Source organism: Clostridium sp. LS3 (genome assembly GCF_055330225.1).
The window spans coordinates 568023-587935 of the sequence record NZ_CM143921.1; the positions used below are offsets into that span (position 1 = coordinate 568023).

At 28.2% G+C, this 19913-nt stretch carries 19 protein-coding genes and 1 riboswitch; of the genes, 17 read left to right on the forward strand and 2 right to left on the reverse strand.

The window, feature by feature from the left end; genetic code table 11:
- Window positions 1-105 precede the first annotated feature (105 nt).
- Both ACZJV1_RS02730 and ACZJV1_RS02735 read right to left on the reverse strand, forming a co-directional pair.
- Window positions 106-264, reverse strand: a complete 159-nt coding sequence (locus ACZJV1_RS02730; RefSeq protein WP_411169741.1) for a hypothetical protein — start codon at window positions 262-264, stop codon at window positions 106-108.
- 20 nt (window positions 265-284) lie between these two features.
- The gene (locus tag ACZJV1_RS02735; RefSeq protein ID WP_411169742.1) at window positions 285-500 is read right to left on the reverse strand and encodes a hypothetical protein; all 216 of its coding nucleotides are present in this window, start codon (window positions 498-500) and stop codon (window positions 285-287) included.
- Between the two features lie 223 nt (window positions 501-723).
- Here ACZJV1_RS02735 and ACZJV1_RS02740 point away from each other — a divergent pair, with 223 nt between their 5' ends.
- The 17 genes from ACZJV1_RS02740 (at window position 724) to ACZJV1_RS02820 (ending at window position 19856) form a co-directional block, all read left to right on the forward strand.
- Window positions 724-2664 carry a BglG family transcription antiterminator gene (locus tag ACZJV1_RS02740; protein WP_411169743.1) on the forward strand — a complete coding sequence of 647 codons (1941 nt, stop codon included), beginning with the start codon at window positions 724-726 and terminating at the stop codon, window positions 2662-2664.
- A gap of 115 nt (window positions 2665-2779) precedes the next feature.
- Window positions 2780-4192, forward strand: coding sequence for a PTS fructose transporter subunit IIC (locus ACZJV1_RS02745; protein ID WP_460286058.1), 1413 nt, complete (start codon window positions 2780-2782; stop codon window positions 4190-4192).
- A 116-nt stretch (window positions 4193-4308) separates the two neighbouring features.
- The gene (locus tag ACZJV1_RS02750) at window positions 4309-4758 is read left to right on the forward strand and encodes a PTS sugar transporter subunit IIA (protein WP_460286059.1); all 450 of its coding nucleotides are present in this window, start codon (window positions 4309-4311) and stop codon (window positions 4756-4758) included.
- A 140-nt stretch (window positions 4759-4898) separates the two neighbouring features.
- Window positions 4899-5657, forward strand: a complete 759-nt coding sequence (locus ACZJV1_RS02755) for an HAD-IIB family hydrolase (RefSeq protein WP_460286060.1) — start codon at window positions 4899-4901, stop codon at window positions 5655-5657.
- Between the two features lie 147 nt (window positions 5658-5804).
- Window positions 5805-6743 (forward strand): type I phosphomannose isomerase catalytic subunit, encoded by a 939-nt coding sequence (locus ACZJV1_RS02760; protein ID WP_411169747.1) that lies wholly within the window; start codon window positions 5805-5807, stop codon window positions 6741-6743.
- 200 nt (window positions 6744-6943) lie between these two features.
- A riboswitch (SAM riboswitch) is annotated at window positions 6944-7067 on the forward strand.
- An 88-nt stretch (window positions 7068-7155) separates the two neighbouring features.
- Complete coding sequence (locus ACZJV1_RS02765; protein WP_463651336.1) at window positions 7156-8214, forward strand: methionine ABC transporter ATP-binding protein; 1059 nt, start codon at window positions 7156-7158, stop codon at window positions 8212-8214.
- The gene (locus tag ACZJV1_RS02770; RefSeq protein ID WP_463651337.1) at window positions 8183-8863 is read left to right on the forward strand and encodes a methionine ABC transporter permease; all 681 of its coding nucleotides are present in this window, start codon (window positions 8183-8185) and stop codon (window positions 8861-8863) included. Before ACZJV1_RS02765 ends, ACZJV1_RS02770 begins: the two co-directional genes overlap by 32 nt.
- A 51-nt stretch (window positions 8864-8914) precedes the next feature.
- Window positions 8915-9736 (forward strand): MetQ/NlpA family ABC transporter substrate-binding protein, encoded by an 822-nt coding sequence (locus tag ACZJV1_RS02775; protein ID WP_463651338.1) that lies wholly within the window; start codon window positions 8915-8917, stop codon window positions 9734-9736.
- 83 nt (window positions 9737-9819) lie between these two features.
- Window positions 9820-10989 carry a M20 metallopeptidase family protein gene (locus ACZJV1_RS02780; RefSeq protein ID WP_463651339.1) on the forward strand — a complete coding sequence of 390 codons (1170 nt, stop codon included), beginning with the start codon at window positions 9820-9822 and terminating at the stop codon, window positions 10987-10989.
- 335 nt (window positions 10990-11324) lie between these two features.
- Window positions 11325-12263, forward strand: a complete 939-nt coding sequence (locus ACZJV1_RS02785; RefSeq protein WP_463651340.1) for a type I phosphomannose isomerase catalytic subunit — start codon at window positions 11325-11327, stop codon at window positions 12261-12263.
- A 99-nt stretch (window positions 12264-12362) separates the two neighbouring features.
- Complete coding sequence (locus tag ACZJV1_RS02790; protein WP_463651341.1) at window positions 12363-13247, forward strand: ROK family protein; 885 nt, start codon at window positions 12363-12365, stop codon at window positions 13245-13247.
- A 311-nt stretch (window positions 13248-13558) separates the two neighbouring features.
- Entirely contained in the window at window positions 13559-14767 is a 1209-nt protein-coding gene (locus ACZJV1_RS02795; RefSeq protein ID WP_411169754.1) for an MFS transporter, read from the forward strand.
- Window positions 14768-14947: 180 nt separating this feature from the next.
- A complete protein-coding gene (locus tag ACZJV1_RS02800; RefSeq protein ID WP_411169755.1) occupies window positions 14948-15259 on the forward strand; it encodes a hypothetical protein in 312 nt (103 codons plus the stop codon).
- A 278-nt stretch (window positions 15260-15537) separates the two neighbouring features.
- Window positions 15538-16920, forward strand: a complete 1383-nt coding sequence (locus ACZJV1_RS02805) for an ABC transporter substrate-binding protein (protein WP_411169756.1) — start codon at window positions 15538-15540, stop codon at window positions 16918-16920.
- Between the two features lie 66 nt (window positions 16921-16986).
- Window positions 16987-17883, forward strand: coding sequence for a carbohydrate ABC transporter permease (locus tag ACZJV1_RS02810; RefSeq protein ID WP_411169757.1), 897 nt, complete (start codon window positions 16987-16989; stop codon window positions 17881-17883).
- A 37-nt stretch (window positions 17884-17920) separates the two neighbouring features.
- Complete coding sequence (locus ACZJV1_RS02815; protein ID WP_411169758.1) at window positions 17921-18748, forward strand: carbohydrate ABC transporter permease; 828 nt, start codon at window positions 17921-17923, stop codon at window positions 18746-18748.
- A 13-nt stretch (window positions 18749-18761) separates the two neighbouring features.
- Complete coding sequence (locus ACZJV1_RS02820) at window positions 18762-19856, forward strand: glycoside hydrolase family 130 protein (RefSeq protein ID WP_411169759.1); 1095 nt, start codon at window positions 18762-18764, stop codon at window positions 19854-19856.
- Window positions 19857-19913: the final 57 nt, after the last annotated feature.

A 19913-nucleotide genomic window follows, 5' to 3' on the forward strand; every position in this document is an offset into this window, starting at 1 on the left:
AAGACAATTACTTAAATTATCGGAAAATTAATCCAATAATTTAGTAGTTGTCCATATAAATATTATAATAATGTACAAATAATTAATATAATAATGTACAAATAATTAATATAATTGATTTGTTTTTGATGTTTTATTTACTTCTTGTTTCCTTGTATATTCATAAGATGAAGAGGCTACATTGCTATGATTCACAGGTGTTGCAACAGTTTTATTTTTCATTGGAATTACTCCGTCTGTTCTGCTTTTTTTCTTGTTAGACATACTACATCTCTCCTTAAAATTTATTTATCTAATTCTATATCTATATTAGATTGTTCTGTATAATCGAACTCCGCATTAGATATATTATTTGCAACTATGGCATCTTCCACTGGACTAGGTAATGGACTTGATGGTGCTTCAATTTTCCCATGGCTAATCAAAGCATGTTTTTCTGGAGCATATCCTGTTCTTTCATGAGGTGTATAAATTTTTTTATTGTTTAGTTTAGTTGGCATAAATAATCCCTCCTTATAATTATATTATTTGAATTATAGCTTATTTAATTCCTAGTATTATCTTCTAAAAATGCATAAAGATTTTATAAAATTTAGGGTAAACTAAAACAGATAAAAATATATAAAATTTTAAAATTTAGATATGAAATTTCCTCTGTATGAGGCAATTATATATATATGAATATGTTTTCACTAAGTATATAATTTTAAAAGGTGATTTTTTATGATAAGTAGCGAAAGACAAAAACAAATTATTAATATCTTAATAAGCAAAAATAAAATTGTTAAAGGTGAAGATTTATGTACTACAATAGGGGTTTCATCGAGAACAATAAGAAGCGATATAAAAGAGCTGAATGATGTATTAAAAAAGCACGGAGCTTTTATTTTATCCGAAAAAGGTAAAGGTTATAGTATAGAAATAACTGATAAAGATGATTTTAAACAGTTTTTAGATTTTTTAAAAGTAGATGAAAAAGGTGGTTATATAAATTTAACTATAAAAGAAAGAGCAGAATATATAGTTATGAAGCTTCTTTTAAATGATATTAAAGGCTTAGATGGTGTTACACAAATAGATTTAGCTGATGAACTTTTTATTAGTTTATCTTCTTTAAAAAACGATATTAAATTAAGCAAAACTATACTAAGTGAAATTAAGCTTGATATTGTTAAAAATAAAAATAAAGGAATAATAATAAGTGGAAAAGAGGACGATATAAGAAAATGTATATCAATATATTTAAAAGCTTATAATAAATTTTTCTTTGATGAATTTAAAAAGATTTTCCAAGAAAAAGTAGGTAATGATACATTATTAATTATAGAAAATATATTAAAAGAAAATCTTTTAAAGTATAAGCTTAGGTTAACTGATATAGCCTTTAGTAATTTATTAAATCTTACTTATATAATGATTATTAGAAGCTTAATGGGAAAACACATAAATTACACAGAAGAAATAATCAGTTCATTAAATAAAGAAAGTAAAATAGAAATAGCAGAAAATATATGTAGTGATTTAGAAGAAAAATTAAAAATAAAATTAGAGGTATGTGGTGTTTATTATATAACTCAATATATAATTTCAAGTAATTTAATAATTACAGAAGTAGAAAAATACAAGTTAACAAATGAAGAAGCAAATTATAATTTAATAAATGAAATATTAAAAGAAATTTATCAGGTTTATTATATTGATTTAAGTAAAGACGATATTTTAAGAAGTTTCTTGGGAAGTCATTTAAGTGCATCTATAAATAGAGCAAAATATGAAATTAAAATTGAAAATAATATGCTTTCAACAATAAAAAATAATTATCCATTTGCTTTTGAATTAGGCGTTTTAGCTAATAAAATAATTAGCAAAAGTATAGGAATAAGCTTAAGTGAAGATGATATTGGATTTTTGACTTTACACTTTGCAGCATCCCTAGAGAGGATGAAGGGAAAAAAGGGAAAAGTAAAGAGAGTAATTCTTGTATGTACTACGGGAGTTGGAACTTCTCTTTTACTAAAAGTAAAGCTTGGGGATAGATTTAAAGATAAATTAGATATTGTAGATACTATTCCTTGGTATGAATTCAATGAAAACTTATTTGAAAACGTAGATCTAATAATTACAACAATACCTTTAGGTATAGAGTCAAAGAAAGTAATATATGTTAAAAATTTATTAGATAAAAATGAAGTGAAATTAATAGAAGAAAGTATATACAATACAAATCTAGATGGTAAAAATATATTAGATATATTTAAAGAGGAATTATTTATAAAGTCGGTAGATGCAGCAAATAAGTATGATGTACTTGAGATGATGACAAACCATTTAATAGATTTAAGTTACATAAAAGAAAATGTGAAAGATGAGATATTTAAAAGAGAAGAATTAGCTAGCACTGAAATTGGTGATTTAGTAGCTATTCCTCATACTATGCAAGAAGGAATAGAAAAGTCATTTATATCAGTAGCTATTTTAAAAAAATCAATTACATGGGAAAAGGAAAAGGTTCAAATTGTATTTATGGTAGGTATAGCTCAAAAAGATCAACAATTATTAAAGTCAATTTTAGAGCAAATATACAAGAAGATTATAGATAGTGATTTAATACTAGAGTTAATAAAAGTTAACAGCTTTAATGAATTTATAAAAGTATTTAATTAAAAAATTTCCTCTACTAAGTGCAATTATCTAACTGTGAATATGTTTTCATAGGCAATATAATTAAATCATCAAATGACAAACAAAATTCAAAGTGAGTTTTAGGAGGAAATAAAAAATGAAACTATTAGCAGTTACATCATGTCCAGTAGGAATTGCTCATACTTATATAGCAGCAGAAAAGCTAAATAAGATGGCAAAGAAAATGGGAGTAGAAATAAAGGTAGAAACTCAAGGGTCAACAGGAGCTGAAAATATTATAACAGACGAAGATATAAGAGGAGCAGATGGTGTTATAATAGCAGCAGACAAAGCTGTAAACTTAGACAGATTTGAAGGAATGGCAATTTATGAATGTCCTATAGCTAAGGCTATAAAGGAGCCAGATGTTTTAATTCAAATGTTTTTAGATGGAAAAGTTGAAAAGAAAAAGTCTTCAAAAATAAAATCAGTTGATGAAGCTAAGAAAGAAATGAAATCAAAGCAACCTACTTTCTATAAGCACTTAATGGGTGGAGTTTCTTACATGATTCCAGTAGTTGTAGTTGCAGGTCTTTTAATAGCAATAGCTTTAGCTTTCGGTGGAGAGCCAACAGCAAACGGATTAGCAATACCAGCAGATTCATTTTGGAAAAAGATAGAAATGATAGGTGGAGCAGGATTTACATTTATGGTTCCAGTTTTATCAGGATTTATAGCTTATTCAATTGCAGATAGACCAGGTTTAGTTCCAGGGTTAATCGGTGGATATATAGCAGCAAATGGTTCATTCTATGGATCTGAAGCAAATGCTGGTTTCTTAGGTGGTATAGTAACTGGTTTCTTAGCAGGTTATGTAGCAAAAGGATTAAAATCAATAAAAGTACCAAATATGATTAAACCAATAATGCCAATAATCATAATTCCAATAATAACAACATTAGTTACAGGATTGGCATTTATATTAGTATTAGGTGGACCAATAACTTCAATATTTGAAGGATTAACTAACTTCTTAGCAGGATTATCAGGAGCAAGTTCAGTAGTTTTAGCTACAGTATTAGGTGCAATGGTTGCATTTGATATGGGTGGTCCAGTAAATAAAGTTGCATTCTTATTTGGTGTTGCAATGATTACAGAAGGTAGACCAGAAATAATGGGACCTATAGCAGCAGCAATAGCTATTCCTCCAATAGGAATGGGATTAGCAACATTCTTAGGAAAGAAACATTACAGTCAAGATGAGCTTGATGCAGGTAAAGCTGCATTTACAATGGGACTTTGTGGAATAACAGAAGGTGCAATACCATTTGCATCAGTTGACCCACTAAGAGTTATTCCATCATTAATAGTTGGTTCAATAGTTGGAGCTAACATAGCAATGTTTGCAAAAGTAGCTGATAGAGTACCTCATGGAGGTCCAATAGTTGCTTTAATGGGAGCTGTTGATGGAGTAGTTATGTTCCTTGCTGCAATAGCGATAGGCTCATTAGTAACAGCACTTATGGTTAACTATTTAAAATCTTTAAGAGATAGAAAAGCAGCTAAGTAAATTAATAAGAAATATATTATAATAAAATAAATAGTAAAAACATAAATAATATCAAGGGAGTTAACAGTTTTAATTTCCTTGATATTAAATTCAAAATTCAAAGAGAGGTAATAGCAATGAATAGCAAAATATTTGATGTAAAATACATGGATTTAAACTTAGAAACTAACGAAAAATTTGAAACAATAAATCATCTAGCACAACTAGCAAAAGATAGATTAATAGATGTTGATAAGTATGTTGAAGATGTAAAAAGAAGAGAAGCTATATCAACAACAGGTATAGGTGATGGAGTTGCGATACCTCATGCAAAATCACCATGGGTAAACATACCAACGGTTATAGTTGGTAAAAGTGAAAAAGGAATAGAATGGGAAAGCTTAGATGATGAACCAGTAAATATGGTGTTTTTAATAGCAGTACCAGATGGTGAAGGAAATGAGCATTTAAAAATTCTTCAAATATTAGCAGTAAGCTTAATGGATGATGATTTTAAAGCAGAAATAGAAAAAGCTAATGATAAAAAAGTAATAGAAGAGTTATTATTACAAAGAACTGAAATGTAAAAAGAATATAAGCAATAAAATAGACTTAAAAGTTTCATCTTTTAAGTCTATAAATTTATTTGTGAAAATTTATTCAATTATATGATAAAATTATAGTGATAAAATATTAAAAAAATATCGATATAATAATGGAGGAATAAATGAGTAAATTATTAGCAACAGATCTTGACGGAACATTAATAAATGATAATGAGGTTACCATTGAGGATAAAGAGTTTATACTTAGACTTCAAAGAGAAAAGAATTTATTAGTAGTTTCAACGGGAAGACCATACAATGGAGTAGAAATGCTAAAGGATGACTATAAGATATTTGCAAATTATTATGTATTACTAAATGGAGCATTAATAGTAGATTCATTAGGAAGAAAAATAAAGCAAGAAGTAATTAATAAAAAAATAATAGAAAGTATAATAAATGGAATAAGTGAAGATGATGTATATATTTCAGTAGAATCTGGATTTGACACATATTTATTAACAGATGGAGATAATTTACCATATCCAAATAAAAAAAGAGTAAATTCAATATGTGAAATAGAAGAGGAGCTAAGCTTAATTTCTATATATAATCCAAATAAAGAGAAGGATGAAATAGAAAAAATAAAAGATGAAATAAATGAAAAATATGGTGATACAGTAGTAGCATATAGAAATGATATTTATATAGATGTAGTTCCAGTGGGATGTTCAAAGGGAAGTGGAGTAAAATATTTAGCAGAACAAGAATTAATAGAAAATGAAGATCTATATACCATAGGAGATTCATGGAATGACGTAACTATGTTTAAGATAACTAAAAATTCATTTACATTTAACCATGTAGAAGAAGAACTAAAGAAACATGTTAAATATTTAGTTAACTCCGTAGGAGAATGTATAGAAAATTATTTATTATAAATATTATAGAAAATAAATATTATAAATAAAATAGAATAATTGAAGAATATTAATTAATTTTTATTTAAAAAAATCAATTAATTTAATAATCTATATATTGAAATATATATTTTACTTAAGAAGTGTTGTTAAGGAAGGAGAAAGATTATGTATCCAATTAGATTTGAGAATTTATATTATGAAAAAATATGGGGTGGAAGAGATTTTGAATCCTTTAGAGATAATATGCCAGAAGGTGAAATAGGTGAAACATGGGATATAGCATGTCATCCAAATGGGACTGGAATTGTAGAAAATGGTTCATTAAAAGGAACTAGCTTCGATGATTTAATTAAAAAGTATGGACATACACTTGTAGGAGCGAAGGTTACTTTAGAAAAATTTCCATTACTTATAAAGCTTATTAATTCAAAAGAAAAACTTTCAGTACAAGTACATCCAGGAGATGAATATGCTGCAAAGTATGAAGGGGATTATGGTAAAACAGAAGCTTGGTATGTTATGGATGCTAAACCAGGTGCTTGTTTAATAGTGGGAACTAAAGATTGTAGTAAAGAACAATTTGAAGAAGCTATAAAAAATAATAATGTGGAAAGTTATTTAAATAAAATAGAAGTTAAAAAAGGTGATTGCTTTTTAATTAATAGTGGATTAGTTCATGCTATATGCGAAGGTGTTATAATAGCAGAGATTCAACAAAATAGTGATGTAACATACAGAGTATATGACTATGGAAGACCAAGAGAAATTCATGTTGAAAAAGCATTAGATGTTATAAACTTTGATCTTCAATGTGAAAACCTTAGTGAAAAAGAAGAAATAAAGCATGAAGGCTATAAGCAAAGCTTACTATGTAAAAATGAATACTTTGGAATAGAAAAAATAACTATAGATTCACAATACAATGATGCAAGTGATATAGAAAAGTTTGATATGTTAACTTGCGTAGATGGAGAAGGAATAATAGAAGGAAAAGACTTCACAGAAAAAATAAAGACTGGAGATAGTTATTTAATCCCAGCTACTTTAGGAGAATATTCAATAAAAGGTAATGTTACAGTTTTAAAGAGCTATCCAGTTATATAGTTAAATAAAAAACCTCTAAGTAATTAATTATTTAGAGGTTTAATTTTAGTTTTTTATTTTAAATTAAAATGACTTAGCAAAATATAATGGATTTCTTACATATGTCCACTTTTTTATAAAAAAGTAAAAATACTATTGACAGTGGAAATATATACATATATAATGAGGAACAAGAAATGAAAAACAAAAAAATGAATAGATTTTTATCAAGAAAGACGGAGGGACTGGCCCTGTGAAGTCTGGCAACCTGAATTACGAACTTAAATTAGTTATGATTTAAGGTGCTAAATCCTGCAGATGTTTACTGCGTCTGAAAGATAAGAATGAAATATAGAAGTGTATTACACTGCTTTCTTATTTTTTAGGAAAGCAGTTTTTTTATTACCTTTTTTAGGGTAGAAGGAGGGGGAACATGATTGAATTAAAAAATTTGTACAAGACTTATGATACAGAAGGTGGAAAAGTAGAAGCAGTAAAGGATGTAACACTAAACATTAACAAAGGTGAAATTTATGGAATTATAGGCTTTAGTGGAGCTGGAAAATCAACTCTAGTTAGATGCATAAACTTTTTAGAGAGACCTACTAAGGGGCAAGTACTTATAGATGGAAAAGACCTTAATACATTATCAAATAAAGAACTTAGAGAAGAAAGAGAAAAGATAGGAATGATATTTCAGCATTTTAATCTTATGAAGTCTAGAACAGTTTTTGAAAATATAGCCTATCCTTTGAAGGGAAGTAAATATTCAAAAGATGAAATAAAAGATAAAGTTATATCACTACTAAAACTTGTTGAATTAGAAGATAAGGCAAATTCTTATCCATCTCAATTAAGTGGAGGACAAAAACAAAGGGTAGGCATTGCAAGGGCTTTAGCCAATGATCCAAAAGTATTACTTTGTGATGAAGCAACCAGTGCCTTAGATCCACAAACTACAAAATCCATACTAAAACTTTTAAAAGAGGTAAATAGAAAATTTGGAATAACCATAGTAATAATAACTCATGAAATGCAAGTAGTTAAAGAAATATGCACAAGAGCTGCTGTTATGGAAAATGGAAGAGTTGTAGAAGAAGGAAATATATTTAAGGTGTTCTCAGAGCCTAAAGAAAAGATTACAAAGAATTTTATAGATAGTACTTCTCTATTAAGTAATATATATGACTTAATAGAAGATAAATCTTCAGTTGTAGAAATTAAGGAAAATGAAAAGATACTAAAACTCAAATACTTAGAAAATAGTACAACTGAACCAATAATTTCAATAATATCTAGAGAATTTAATGTAGATGCAAATATAATCTTTGGAAATGTAGAGATAATTCAAGAATCTCCACTTGGTGGACTTATTGTAATAATTAAAGGTCAAGAAGAACAGATTCATAATGTTATAAACTATCTTAAAGAAAAAAATGTGGAAGTTGAGGTGATTAAAGATGGCAGACTTAATACAAAAATTATTGCCTAATGCAGTAAAAAAAATACCAGAAATTTATGAAGCAACTGGACAAACCTTGATTATGCTTTTAGTATCAGGAGCTATATCATTTGTTATAGGTCTTATATTAGGAGTAATATTAGTGGTAACTAAGAGGGGAAGCATACTAGAAAATAAACCAGTTTATTATGTTTTAGATAAGATAATAAATATAACAAGATCAATACCATTTATTATTTTATTAGCAGCAGCAATACCATTAACCAGGGCCATAGTAGGGACAGCAATTGGAACAAAGGGTTCTTTTGTACCACTAGTTTTAGGAACTATACCCTTCTTTTCAAGGCAAATAGAAAGTGCTTTATCAGAAATAGATAAGGGGGTGATAGAGGCAGCTGAGGCAATGGGGTCATCACCTTTAGAAATAATATTTAGAGTGTATCTAAAAGAAAGTGTACCAAATATTATTAGAGCAACAACAATAACTTTTGTAAGCTTAGTTGGATTAACAGCTATGGCAGGATCAGTAGGTGGCGGAGGTCTTGGGGATCTAGCAATTAGATATGGATATCAAAGAAATCAAATAGATATAACCTTTGTAACAGTAATAATATTACTTATTGTAGTAAATATAATTCAAGGGCTAGGGGATAGAGTAATTAAAAAAACAACACATTAAAATTAAAGCAATAAGCAAAAATAAATAATAAATAAAAAGGGGACGTAAAATATGAAAGCTAAAAATTTACTAAGTATAATATTATCAGGGGCATTACTTTTCTCATTAGCAGGATGCCAAGGAGGAAAATCTAAAGCAGAAAATAAAGTGGTTAAGGTAGGAGTAGTTGGTGAAAGCAGTGATCAATGGGAACCTGTAATAAAAAATCTTGCAAAAGAAGGGATAACTGTAGAACTTGTTCCTTTCTCAGATTATAGTCAACCAAACCAGGCTTTAGCAGATGAAGAAATAAATTTAAACTCATTCCAACATTATGCATACTTAAATAAAGATATTGCAGATAGAGGATTTGATTTATCAGTTATAGGAGAAACTTTAATAGCTCCTCTTGGTGTATATTCAAATAAAATAAAATCTGTTGATGAGCTAAAAAATGGGGATTCTATTGCTATACCAAGTGATGCAACTAATGGAGGAAGAGCTTTAAAGGTTTTAGAATCAGCAGGAGTTATTAAGGTAGATGAGGCAGCAGGATACACTCCAACTTTAGATAATATAGTTGAAAATCCTAAAAATATAAAATTTGTAGAAGTTGAAGCAGCTCAAACTCCAAGATTATTAGAAGATGTAGCTGCAGCTTTAATAAATGGTGGACATGCAGTTGATGCAGGACTTAATCCAAAAGAAGATTCTATTTACTTAGAACAAGTTAAAGAAGGTAGTGATAATCCTTATATAAACGTAATTGTTGCAAGAACTGAAGATAAAGATAATGAAGTTTATAAAAAAGTTGTTGAAGCATTTAGATCAGATGAAGTAGCTAAGGTTATAGAGGCAGTATATAAAGGGGCTTATATACCAACTTGGAAATAGAAATTAAAGAATAAAACTATTTATAACAATATGAATATAAATAAGTAAAATACTGTGAGTGATTAATATAAGGGGCCATTTTTATGAATATAAAAGATTATGTAATAAAGGAAAAGGACTATATTACTGGATTAAGGAGATATTTTCATAAGTATCCAGAAGAAAGTTTAAAAGAATATAATACAGCAAAGAAGATAGAAGAAGAGCTAGACAAACTAAATATTCCACATAAAAGAATTGGGGAAACTGGGGTTTTAGGAATAATAAAAGGTAAAAAAGCATCAAATAGAATTTTAGCTGTAAGAGCAGATATAGATGCTCTTAAGGTTCCAGATTTAAAGAAGGAAGACTATAAATCTGAAAATGATGGATATAACCATGCTTGTGGTCATGATGGACATACGGCTAGTCTTCTTGGAACTGCAAAAATATTAAAAGAAAAGGAAGAGGAGCTGGTAGGAGAGGTAAGATTATTCTTCCAACAAGCAGAAGAAATTGGACAAGGAGCTAAAATATTTCTTAAAGAAGGATGCTTAGATGGAGTAGAAGAAATAATAGGAGCTCACGTAGCTTCAGGAATAGACTTAGGTAAGGTATCAGTAACTAGTGGGCCTAGCTGTGCATCTTGTGATTATTTTAAGATAACTATTAAAGGCAAAGGTGGTCATGTATCTGCACCTCATTTATCAACAGATGCTTTATATATTGCTAGCCAAATAGTAGTAAATCTACAATCAATAGTAAGTAGGCAAACAGATCCTATTGATACAGTAGTTGTAGGAGTTGGATTAATCAAAGGGGGAACTACTTACAATACAGTAGCAGGAGAAGTCACATTAGAAGGAACAACGAGAGCTTTTACTTTTGAATCAAGAGAAAAGACAAATAAGTCAGTAGAAAAAATAGCGAAAAATATAGCAGAAAGCTATGGGGCAGAGGCTATAGTTGAGTTTAGAGATTATGCATCACCTTTAATAAATGATGAAAGAGTTAGTAAGGAAGTTGCTCTTATTGCAAAAAATATTGTGGGAGAAGAAAATGTAATAACCAACTATCCAAAGAAACTAGGAGCAGATGATTTCGCAGAATTCTTAATAGAAGTACCAGGTACCTATATACAAGTGGGAACTAAAAATTCATGTAATTCAAATACTGCTGTAGCACATCATAATGATTTATTTGATATAGATGAAGCGGGATTATTAGTAGTTACAAATATAGAAGTAGATTATGTATTAAATAAGTTATTATAAAAAAATTTCCCTAGGTTCAAAACAGTTGTTTCCTAGGGAAATTTTTTTAGGAAATTATAAAAGTCTAAAATTTTGAAAATGTTAATATAGAAAGCCTTTAGCAATTTTATTTGGAAAATCGTTTTAAGAATTATCTAGTTCATTTTCTAAAAATTAGAATAGTAAATAAAAAATATCACTATATAATAAATTATAAGATGTTAGATTATATACAAAATTAAAGTGAGTTATTATTGAATTTAAATTAATCCAGCTATAAGATTGTTTTAAAGATTACTTTATATTATATAAGAATATGTTATCTTTAAGAAGAATTAAAATAAGGCGGTGATTTAATGTATCCAATTAGATTTGAAAATTTATATTATGAAAAAATATGGGGTGGTAGAGATTTCGAAGCCTTTAGAAATAATATGCCAGAGGGAGAAATAGGTGAAAGCTGGGATATAGCATGCCATCCAAATGGAACAGGAGTAGTAGAAAATGGCTCATTAAAAGGAACTAGATTTAATGATTTAATAAAGAAATACGGGCATGCACTTGTTGGAGAAAAGATTACTCTTGAAAAGTTCCCATTACTTATAAAGCTTATAAACTCAAAAGAAAAACTTTCAGTACAAGTTCACCCAGGTGATGAATATGCAGCAAAGTATGAAGGGGATTATGGTAAGACAGAAGCTTGGTATGTTATGGATGCTAAACCAGGTGCTTGTTTAATAGTGGGAACTAAAGAGTGTAGTAAAGAACAATTTGAAGAAGCTATAAAAAATAATGAAGTAGAAAGTTATTTAAATAAGATAGAAGTTAAAAAAGGCGATTGCTTTTTAATAAATAGTGGATTAGTTCATGCTATATGCGAAGGAGTTATAATAGCAGAGATTCAACAAAATAGTGATGTAACATATAGAGTATATGATTATGGAAGGCCAAGGGAAATACATGTTGAAAAAGCATTAGATGTTATAAACTTTGACCTTCAATGTGAAAATCTTAGTGAAAAAGAAGAAATAAAGCATGAAGGATATAGTCAAAGTTTATTATGTAAAAATGAGTACTTTGGAATAGAGAAAATATCTGTAACTTCAGAATATAAGGATTTAAGTGATATTGAAAAATTTGATATGTACACTTGCGTAGACGGTGAAGGAACAATAGAAGGAAAAGATTTCTCAGAAAAAATAAAAATGGGAGATAGTTATTTAATTCCAGCTACTTTAGGAGAATATGCAATAAAAGGTAATATTACAGTTTTAAAAAGTTATCCAGTTATATAATAAATCCCTCATAATATAATTAATAACAAGCTTAAGCTTGTTATTAATTATAATGTAAATGTTTAAATTATATAAAATAATAGAATGGAGATTATAAAAATGAAATATATAATAGGTATAGATATAGGTGGAACTAATATTAGAACTGCCTTAATGGATGAAGAAAGAAATATTATAGAAAAACTTAAAATAGAAAATGAAGTGAACAAGGGACCTGAATACAATTTAGATAAAATTATAAATCATATTAATGCTAATTGGAAAGAAAAAGGTATAAGTGGGATAGGAATTGGAAGTCCAGGTCCTTTAGATATTAAAAGTGGTAAAATACTTAAGGCTCCAAATTTGAAAGGCTGGGATAATTTCAATGTGAAAGAATATATTGAAAAAAACACATTATTAAAAACTGAAATTAATAACGATGCAAATGTTGCTGGTCTTGCAGAAGCAATGATAGGTTCTGCAAAAGGTGCTGAAAGCGTTTTTTACATTACTGTATCCACAGGTGTAGGTGGAGCTTTAATAATTAATAATAAAATAGTAAATGGTGCAAATAGTTTTGCAGGAGAAATATGCAACTTAATAATAAATGAAGATAAATATAGTCATTCAGGATTGGTTAAAGGAGGATTAGAAGGTCAATGTAGTGGCCCTAATATTTCAAGAAAAGCAAGTGAAAAACTAGGAAGATACATAGAAACACCAGAAGTTTTTGATTTATATAAAAATAATAATGAAGTAGCAATTAAGCTAATTGAAGAATTATGTGAAAATTTATCTAAAGGAATTTCTAATATAATATCAGTAGTTGACCCTGAAATTATAGTTTTAGGAGGTTCTGTAGTTTTATATAATCAATCAATTATCCCAATAATAATAAATAAAGTTAAGGAAAATGTTATAAATAAGGAAGCAGTAAATATAAGGGTAGCAGAAATTGGAGATGATGCTGGACTTAAAGGTGCAGGATTCTTAATAGAATAAATAGTTTAATGGGAATGGATAAAAATAATATTAGAAAAAGAGAAAATATTTATTTCTATTGTTTAGGCTGTGTTAGAGGAAGATATCTAACACAGCCATTTTTTACCCTATAAGAGATTATATTTTTAAAATCTGTGGATAAATTATTTATAGCATATAAGTTATTGAAGTTAGCTCTATAGAGCAAAAAAGAGAATAAAGAATGCAAGATTTAATTGGTTTTATTTAAAGTAAATATTTGTTTAATTAAAGCTTCATAGATAGTAAGCTATTTCGTGAGGAGAATTCTTGAAAAAAGGGGGGAAGGAATAGTGGAGACTGTATCTAAAAGGTTTTCTAATTATCTTCTTATATCGTCTTTAGGTGGAAATATAATTGGAAGCTTATTTGTTCTATTTTTAAGTTCCACTAAAGGATTTAGTGCTAAAGAAATAAGCTTAATTATAGGAACAACACCATTGATAATATTTCCCATATTTTTTATATGGGGTAGTGTATTAGATAAATATAAAAAAATTATATGGTTTAGTAAGTTAGTAAATTTATCAAATATCATAACAATGATGCTATTGATATTTACAGATAATTTTAGAATATTCTTTATTATAAATTTATTAAGATCAATTTTACTGCAACCTGGTGGAACATTAAATGATAAGTACCTATTGAACATATCAAAGATTAATAAAGGTTCATATGGAAATTTAAGAGTTAGATCTACTATAGGATATGGATTAGCTGGAATAGTAAGTTCTATAGCTATTAAATTAGGTGATGTATATTTAGCTATGTCAGTGGGGATGGTTTTAATATTTATAAGTATTATTCTAATAAACAAAATTCCAGACATACCCAATGATGATATAGAAAATTATAAAGAGAATGAATTAAGTAAGGGTAATCTTATTAAATCTATAGCAAATTTATTAAAAAATAAACTATATATTAAGTATTTAATAATAATATCAATCATTTGGGGAACTCAAAATGCAGCATCTGGATATGGAATTCAAATAATGATGATTGATTTAAATGCGTCAAAAGAAATTATAGGATTAATTCCTTTTATAATGGTTATTTTTGAAGTTATATTTTTGTTAATTTATGATAAAATAAGGATTTTAAAAAAAGTTGATACAGCATTAGTAATATCATTATTAATACTAATTTTAAGATGGGGTATAATGCTTTTTGCTAAATCATATTCAACTATATTATTAATAACTATACTTCATGGAATAGTTACAGGAATAGTTCTACAAATTCAAAATAAGTTAATTGGAGAAACTGTTCCATCTAATCAGCACTTCTTAGCATTTATAATAATAAGTTCCTTTTCCAATACAATACTACCTAGTATATTAAACTTAATTACAGGGAGTTTATATGAGAATATGGGGATTTGGATATTCGGAGGATGTTATTTAGTACTTACATTAATAGCTATATTTATAATGATATTTACAAGTATAAAGAATAAATTTAAATTCAAAAAAGTTGATGCAGAATTCAATTTATAAATATAATTGTAGGGTTAAGTTAAAAAATTCAGAGAAAAACGAATTTATAGAGTAAGTTTGGATAATGAATATAATTTTATAGAAAATATAACAAAAAATATAATATAGATACTAGATTAATAGAATTTAAGATTAATAGGCTATTAAAGTAAGGTTTAATGGTCTATTAGATGGAGCATAATGACTATAACAAATTCTTATATTGTAGTTTTATTAATAACAATTTTACATGGTTTTGTAGCTGGAGCTATTTTTCAAATACAAAATAAACTTTTTGGAGAAATAGTAGAGCCTCGGTATCAATTTTCAGCCTTTATGTTATTAGGAGCTATATTAGGGACAATGCTACCTAGTATTTTAAATTTAATAACAGGAAATTTATATGAAAAATTAGGTGTTGGAATATTTGGTGCAACATATTTAGCACTTACAATAATTGCATTAGTCATTATGATATTAAGCAAAATAGAAAAGAAAAATTTTGGACAATAAATATGGTAAAAAGAGGATGTTGAATCCTCTTTTTCTATTTATACCAGAAAAATTTACAAATTAATTTAAAAAACATAAAAATTAAAGTTAATTCGCGTTGAAATTCAAGCAAATCAACTATAAAATGATAATTGAAAGGTTTACAAAATAAAAAATATGTCGAAGCAAGTAGTAAAATGCTAAAATATAAATACTTGTATTAAAAAATTAAAGTTAAATTCAAGTTTATAGTGTATCTATGATACTTATGATAATTAAATTTTTAGGGAGGAATTTTTATGAGCAAAATCACTAAAATAATTTCTGCATTAACATTAACAACTATTATGGCTACATCATTAGTAGGTTGTTCAGGTGGTAATTCAGGTTCAAAATCTTCAGGAGATGCTATTACAGTAAACTTTTGGACAGCACCACAAAAAGTTCAGTATGATTTTTGGACAAAGAAGGCAGAAGCATTTAATGCAACCAATACTGAGGTAAATGGAAAGAAAGTTAAATTAGAAGTACAACAAATGCCAGAAACACCATCATCAGAAGCTGGGATTCAAAATGCATTAGCTACTGATACTACTCCAGCTATATCAGAAAACATAAATAGAGGATTTGCAACTACGTTAGCAGCATCAGATGCTGTATACTCACTAGAAAATGAAGAATGGTTTAAAGACTTAGTTGAAAATAGAGCACTTGAAACAGTAATGCCAGGTTGGCAAATAGATGGAAAACAATATGTAATACCAATGTATGTTAACCCAATGGTATTACAATGGAACACTAAAGCACTAAAGGAGTTAGGTGTTGATAAAGCTCCAGAAACTAAAGCAGAATTTGAAAGCTTAATAACTAAATTCAGAGAAAATAAAGATAAGATGGCTTCAATTGGTGTAAGTCACGTATTCTATAGAAATTCATTAATAAGACCAGATCAATGGTGGGACAGATGGTCTGATTTCCAAAATATTTATTTATCATTTAGTGGTGGTAAGCCATGGGTTGAAGGAAATAAATTAGTTTTAGATAAGGAATTAACAAAAGAAACATTTGAATTCTTTGGATCATTAGGAGATACATTATTAACATCAGAAGTTCCAAATGTATGGTCAGAAGAAAATCCACCAGTATTATGTACAATAGCAGCACCATGGGAAATTCAATCTTTAAGAGAAGGTGGAAAAAAATATGGTGAAGATTATAAATATGGTCCAATGATAGTTAAAAACCAAGGTAATACTACTTATAACTATGCAGATGCAAAAGGTTTAGTTTTATATAAAGATAGTAATATTACTGATGAAATGCATCAAGGCGCAGTAGAGTTTATTAAGTGGTTATATAATGAAGAAAATTCAGCGCAAACAGATTTAGAATGGTTAGAAGCTACTACAATGTTACCAGTTAGAGGTGACTTAGTTACAAATGAAACTTTCACTAAATACTTAAATGAAAATCCAGAATTAAAAGACTTAGCAAAATATGTACCATATGCTATTCCTTGTATGCCTCATGATAAGATGACACCAATACAAGAAGCATTAGGAACTAGTTTAGCAGCATATTTAGAAACTACATTAACATCAACTAATATTAAACCAAATGATGCTACACAATTTGTTAACCAAGCATTTGACGCAATGAAACAAGCTGGCGGACTAGAATAGTTTATTAAAGTAAAGCAAAGATGAATAAACTTTATCTTTGCTTTATTTATAAAGGAGTGACACTAGATGAAGGAAAAAATACAGAACTTAAAAAATAAAGGTGGGTTTTTAGGATGGCTATTTAATTTGCCATATATTGCATATTCAGTTATTTTCTTTTTAATACCATTAGTGTGGGCATTTTGGTTGTCAATGACAGACTGGAACTTAATGTCAAAGAATAAGAATTTTGTAGGGTTTGATAATTTTACAGCTTTATTCAGTGATCCAAGAGTTAAAGCGGCTTTTATAAACTCATTTAAATATTTAATACCTATAGTTATTTTTACATTTGTTGCAGCGATGATAATTGCATTATTAGTTCATAAGTTACCAGAGAAAATAAAGGGAATTACAGCAGTTTTATTTTTTATACCTTATTTAACTTCAGGTGTTGCAATATCAGTTGTAGTAAGATATTTCTTTAGCTTTAATTCAGCTTTAAATGTATCTTTGAGAGACAAAGGAATTAATATTGATTGGTTTAGAGATCCAAAATGGGCATTTATTATAATAGTTGGAATAGTAGTTTGGAAAATGTCAGGATATTATGCATTATTTATATTATCAGCATTAGAGTCTATTCCAGATGATGTTCATGACGCTTGTAAAATTGATGGAGCTACTGGTTTTAAAAAATTTAAAAGTGTAACATTACCAATGGTTATACCAACATTAACAACAGTTATTGTATTAGCAGCAGGACTTGCATTTGGTATCTTTACAGAACCTTATTTATTAACAGGTGGAGGGCCAAATTTAGCAACAACTACATGGCAATTAGAAATTTACAATACTTCATTTACAAACTTCCAATCAGGATATGGTGCAGCTATTGCAATAGCTAGTGCAGTTCATGTATTTGTAACAATAAAAATAATTACATTTATAATGGAAAAATTCAATAAGAAATACGGTCAATAAAAGTACTTACGCAAATATAAAATTGGAGGTTAATAAAATGAAAAATAAGTTAAATATAAAAACTATTTTAGTAATAGTAGCTACTATTATAATATTAGGAATTTCATTATTTCCTTACTTTTATATGATAGTACAATCATTAGCACCTTGGGATCAAGTAGATAAGGTTATGATGCCAGATGGATTTACATTAAAAAGTTATGAATATCTTTTAGGCGGAAATGGTGCAGCTAATGCTAGCATGTGGATTAAATCATTAGTAAACTCATTTATAGTATCATTACCTACTGCAATAATTTCAGTATTAGTTGGTTTATTAGTTGGTTATTCAGTATCTAAAATGAAGAACTTTAAAGGAGAAAAAGTAATAATGAACTCATTATTATTTCAAATGTTCTTCCCAGTAATAATATTACTGGTACCAAGATATATAATTTCAAAGCCACTTACAAACACATATTTGGGTATGATATTACCTTTGTCAGTATCTATTTGGGGTGTGTTTATGTATATAAATTATTTTAAATCATTACCAAATGCTGTTTTTGAAGCTGCAAGAATAGATGGTGCTTCAGAACTAAAAATACTTTGTCATATAGCTTTCCCAGTAACAAAATCAGTAACGACAATAGTATTTTTATCAACATTTATGACAAGATGGTCAGAACTTATGTGGGATATGCTAATTTCACCAAAGGTAGATATGCAAACACTTAACGTGTTAATATCAACACAATTTAAGCCAATGGGGAATTTGCCAGGACCTATGTATGCAGCATCAGTTATATTAACAATTCCAATAGTAATTATGTTCCTATGCTTCTCTAAGCATTTCAAAGAAGGAATAAACTTTATGTTAAAGTAAGAGGAGGACTAGTATGAGTAATAATATAGACGTAAAAAGAAGTTTAAGAAATCCATTAATAAAGCCAAGTGACGTTAAGGCAAGTAGAGAAGACTTTAAGGTTGATGGTGTATTTAACTGTGGAGTATGTAAATATAATGATGAATATATTTTATTATGTAGAGTAGCAGAATCGGTTAAAGTAGTAAGTGAAAATGAAGTTAAGATACCTGTGGTAGTTAATAAAAATGGTGAGGATGTTATTGAGATAGTATCTTTTAACAAAAAAGTAGATACACAGTTTGATTATTCAGATTCAAGATCATTATGGATAACTGATGTTAAGGGAGGAAGAAAGATAGCTTACTTAACTTCATTATCTCATATAAGAGTTGCGAGATCTAAAGATGGAGAGAACTTTGAAATAGCAGATGAAGCTTTTATAAAGCCAATTGCTTCAGAAGAAGAATGGGGAATAGAAGACCCAAGAATAACACAAATTGATGATACTTATTATATAAACTATACTTCAGTTACAAGAAATGGAGCAGCAACTTCATTAGTATCTACTAAAGATTTTGTAAGCTATGAAAGACATGGAATTATATTTGCTCCAGAAAATAAGGATGTAACTATATTCCCAGAAAAAATTAATGGTAAATATATAACATTTAATAGACCAGTACCAAGTGCTATTGGTGGGCCAGATATGTGGATGGCAGAATCACATGATTTAATTCACTGGGGAAAACAAAAGCATTTTTATGGAGTGTCAAATGATGATTCATGGGAAAATGGAAGAGTTGGAGGAGGAGCAGTTCCTTTCTTAACTGAAAAAGGATGGGTAAAAATTTACCATGCAGCAGATAAAGATAATAGATATTGCTTAGGGGCTTTCTTATTAGATAAAGATGATCCAAGTAAAATATTAGCTAAAACAAATAGAGCAATATTAGAACCAAAAGAAGATTATGAAATAGAAGGATTCTTTGGAAATGTAGTATTTACATGTGGATGCTTATTTGAAGATGGAATAGTTAAAATTTACTATGGTGCAGCAGATGATAAAGTTTGCAGAGCAGATATTAAAATAGAAGATATATTTAAAGTAATGGATAAAATAGTTTAATTTAAAATTATAGAAAATATTTTGGGGGCAGTCTTTATTGGTTGCTTCCTAAATTAA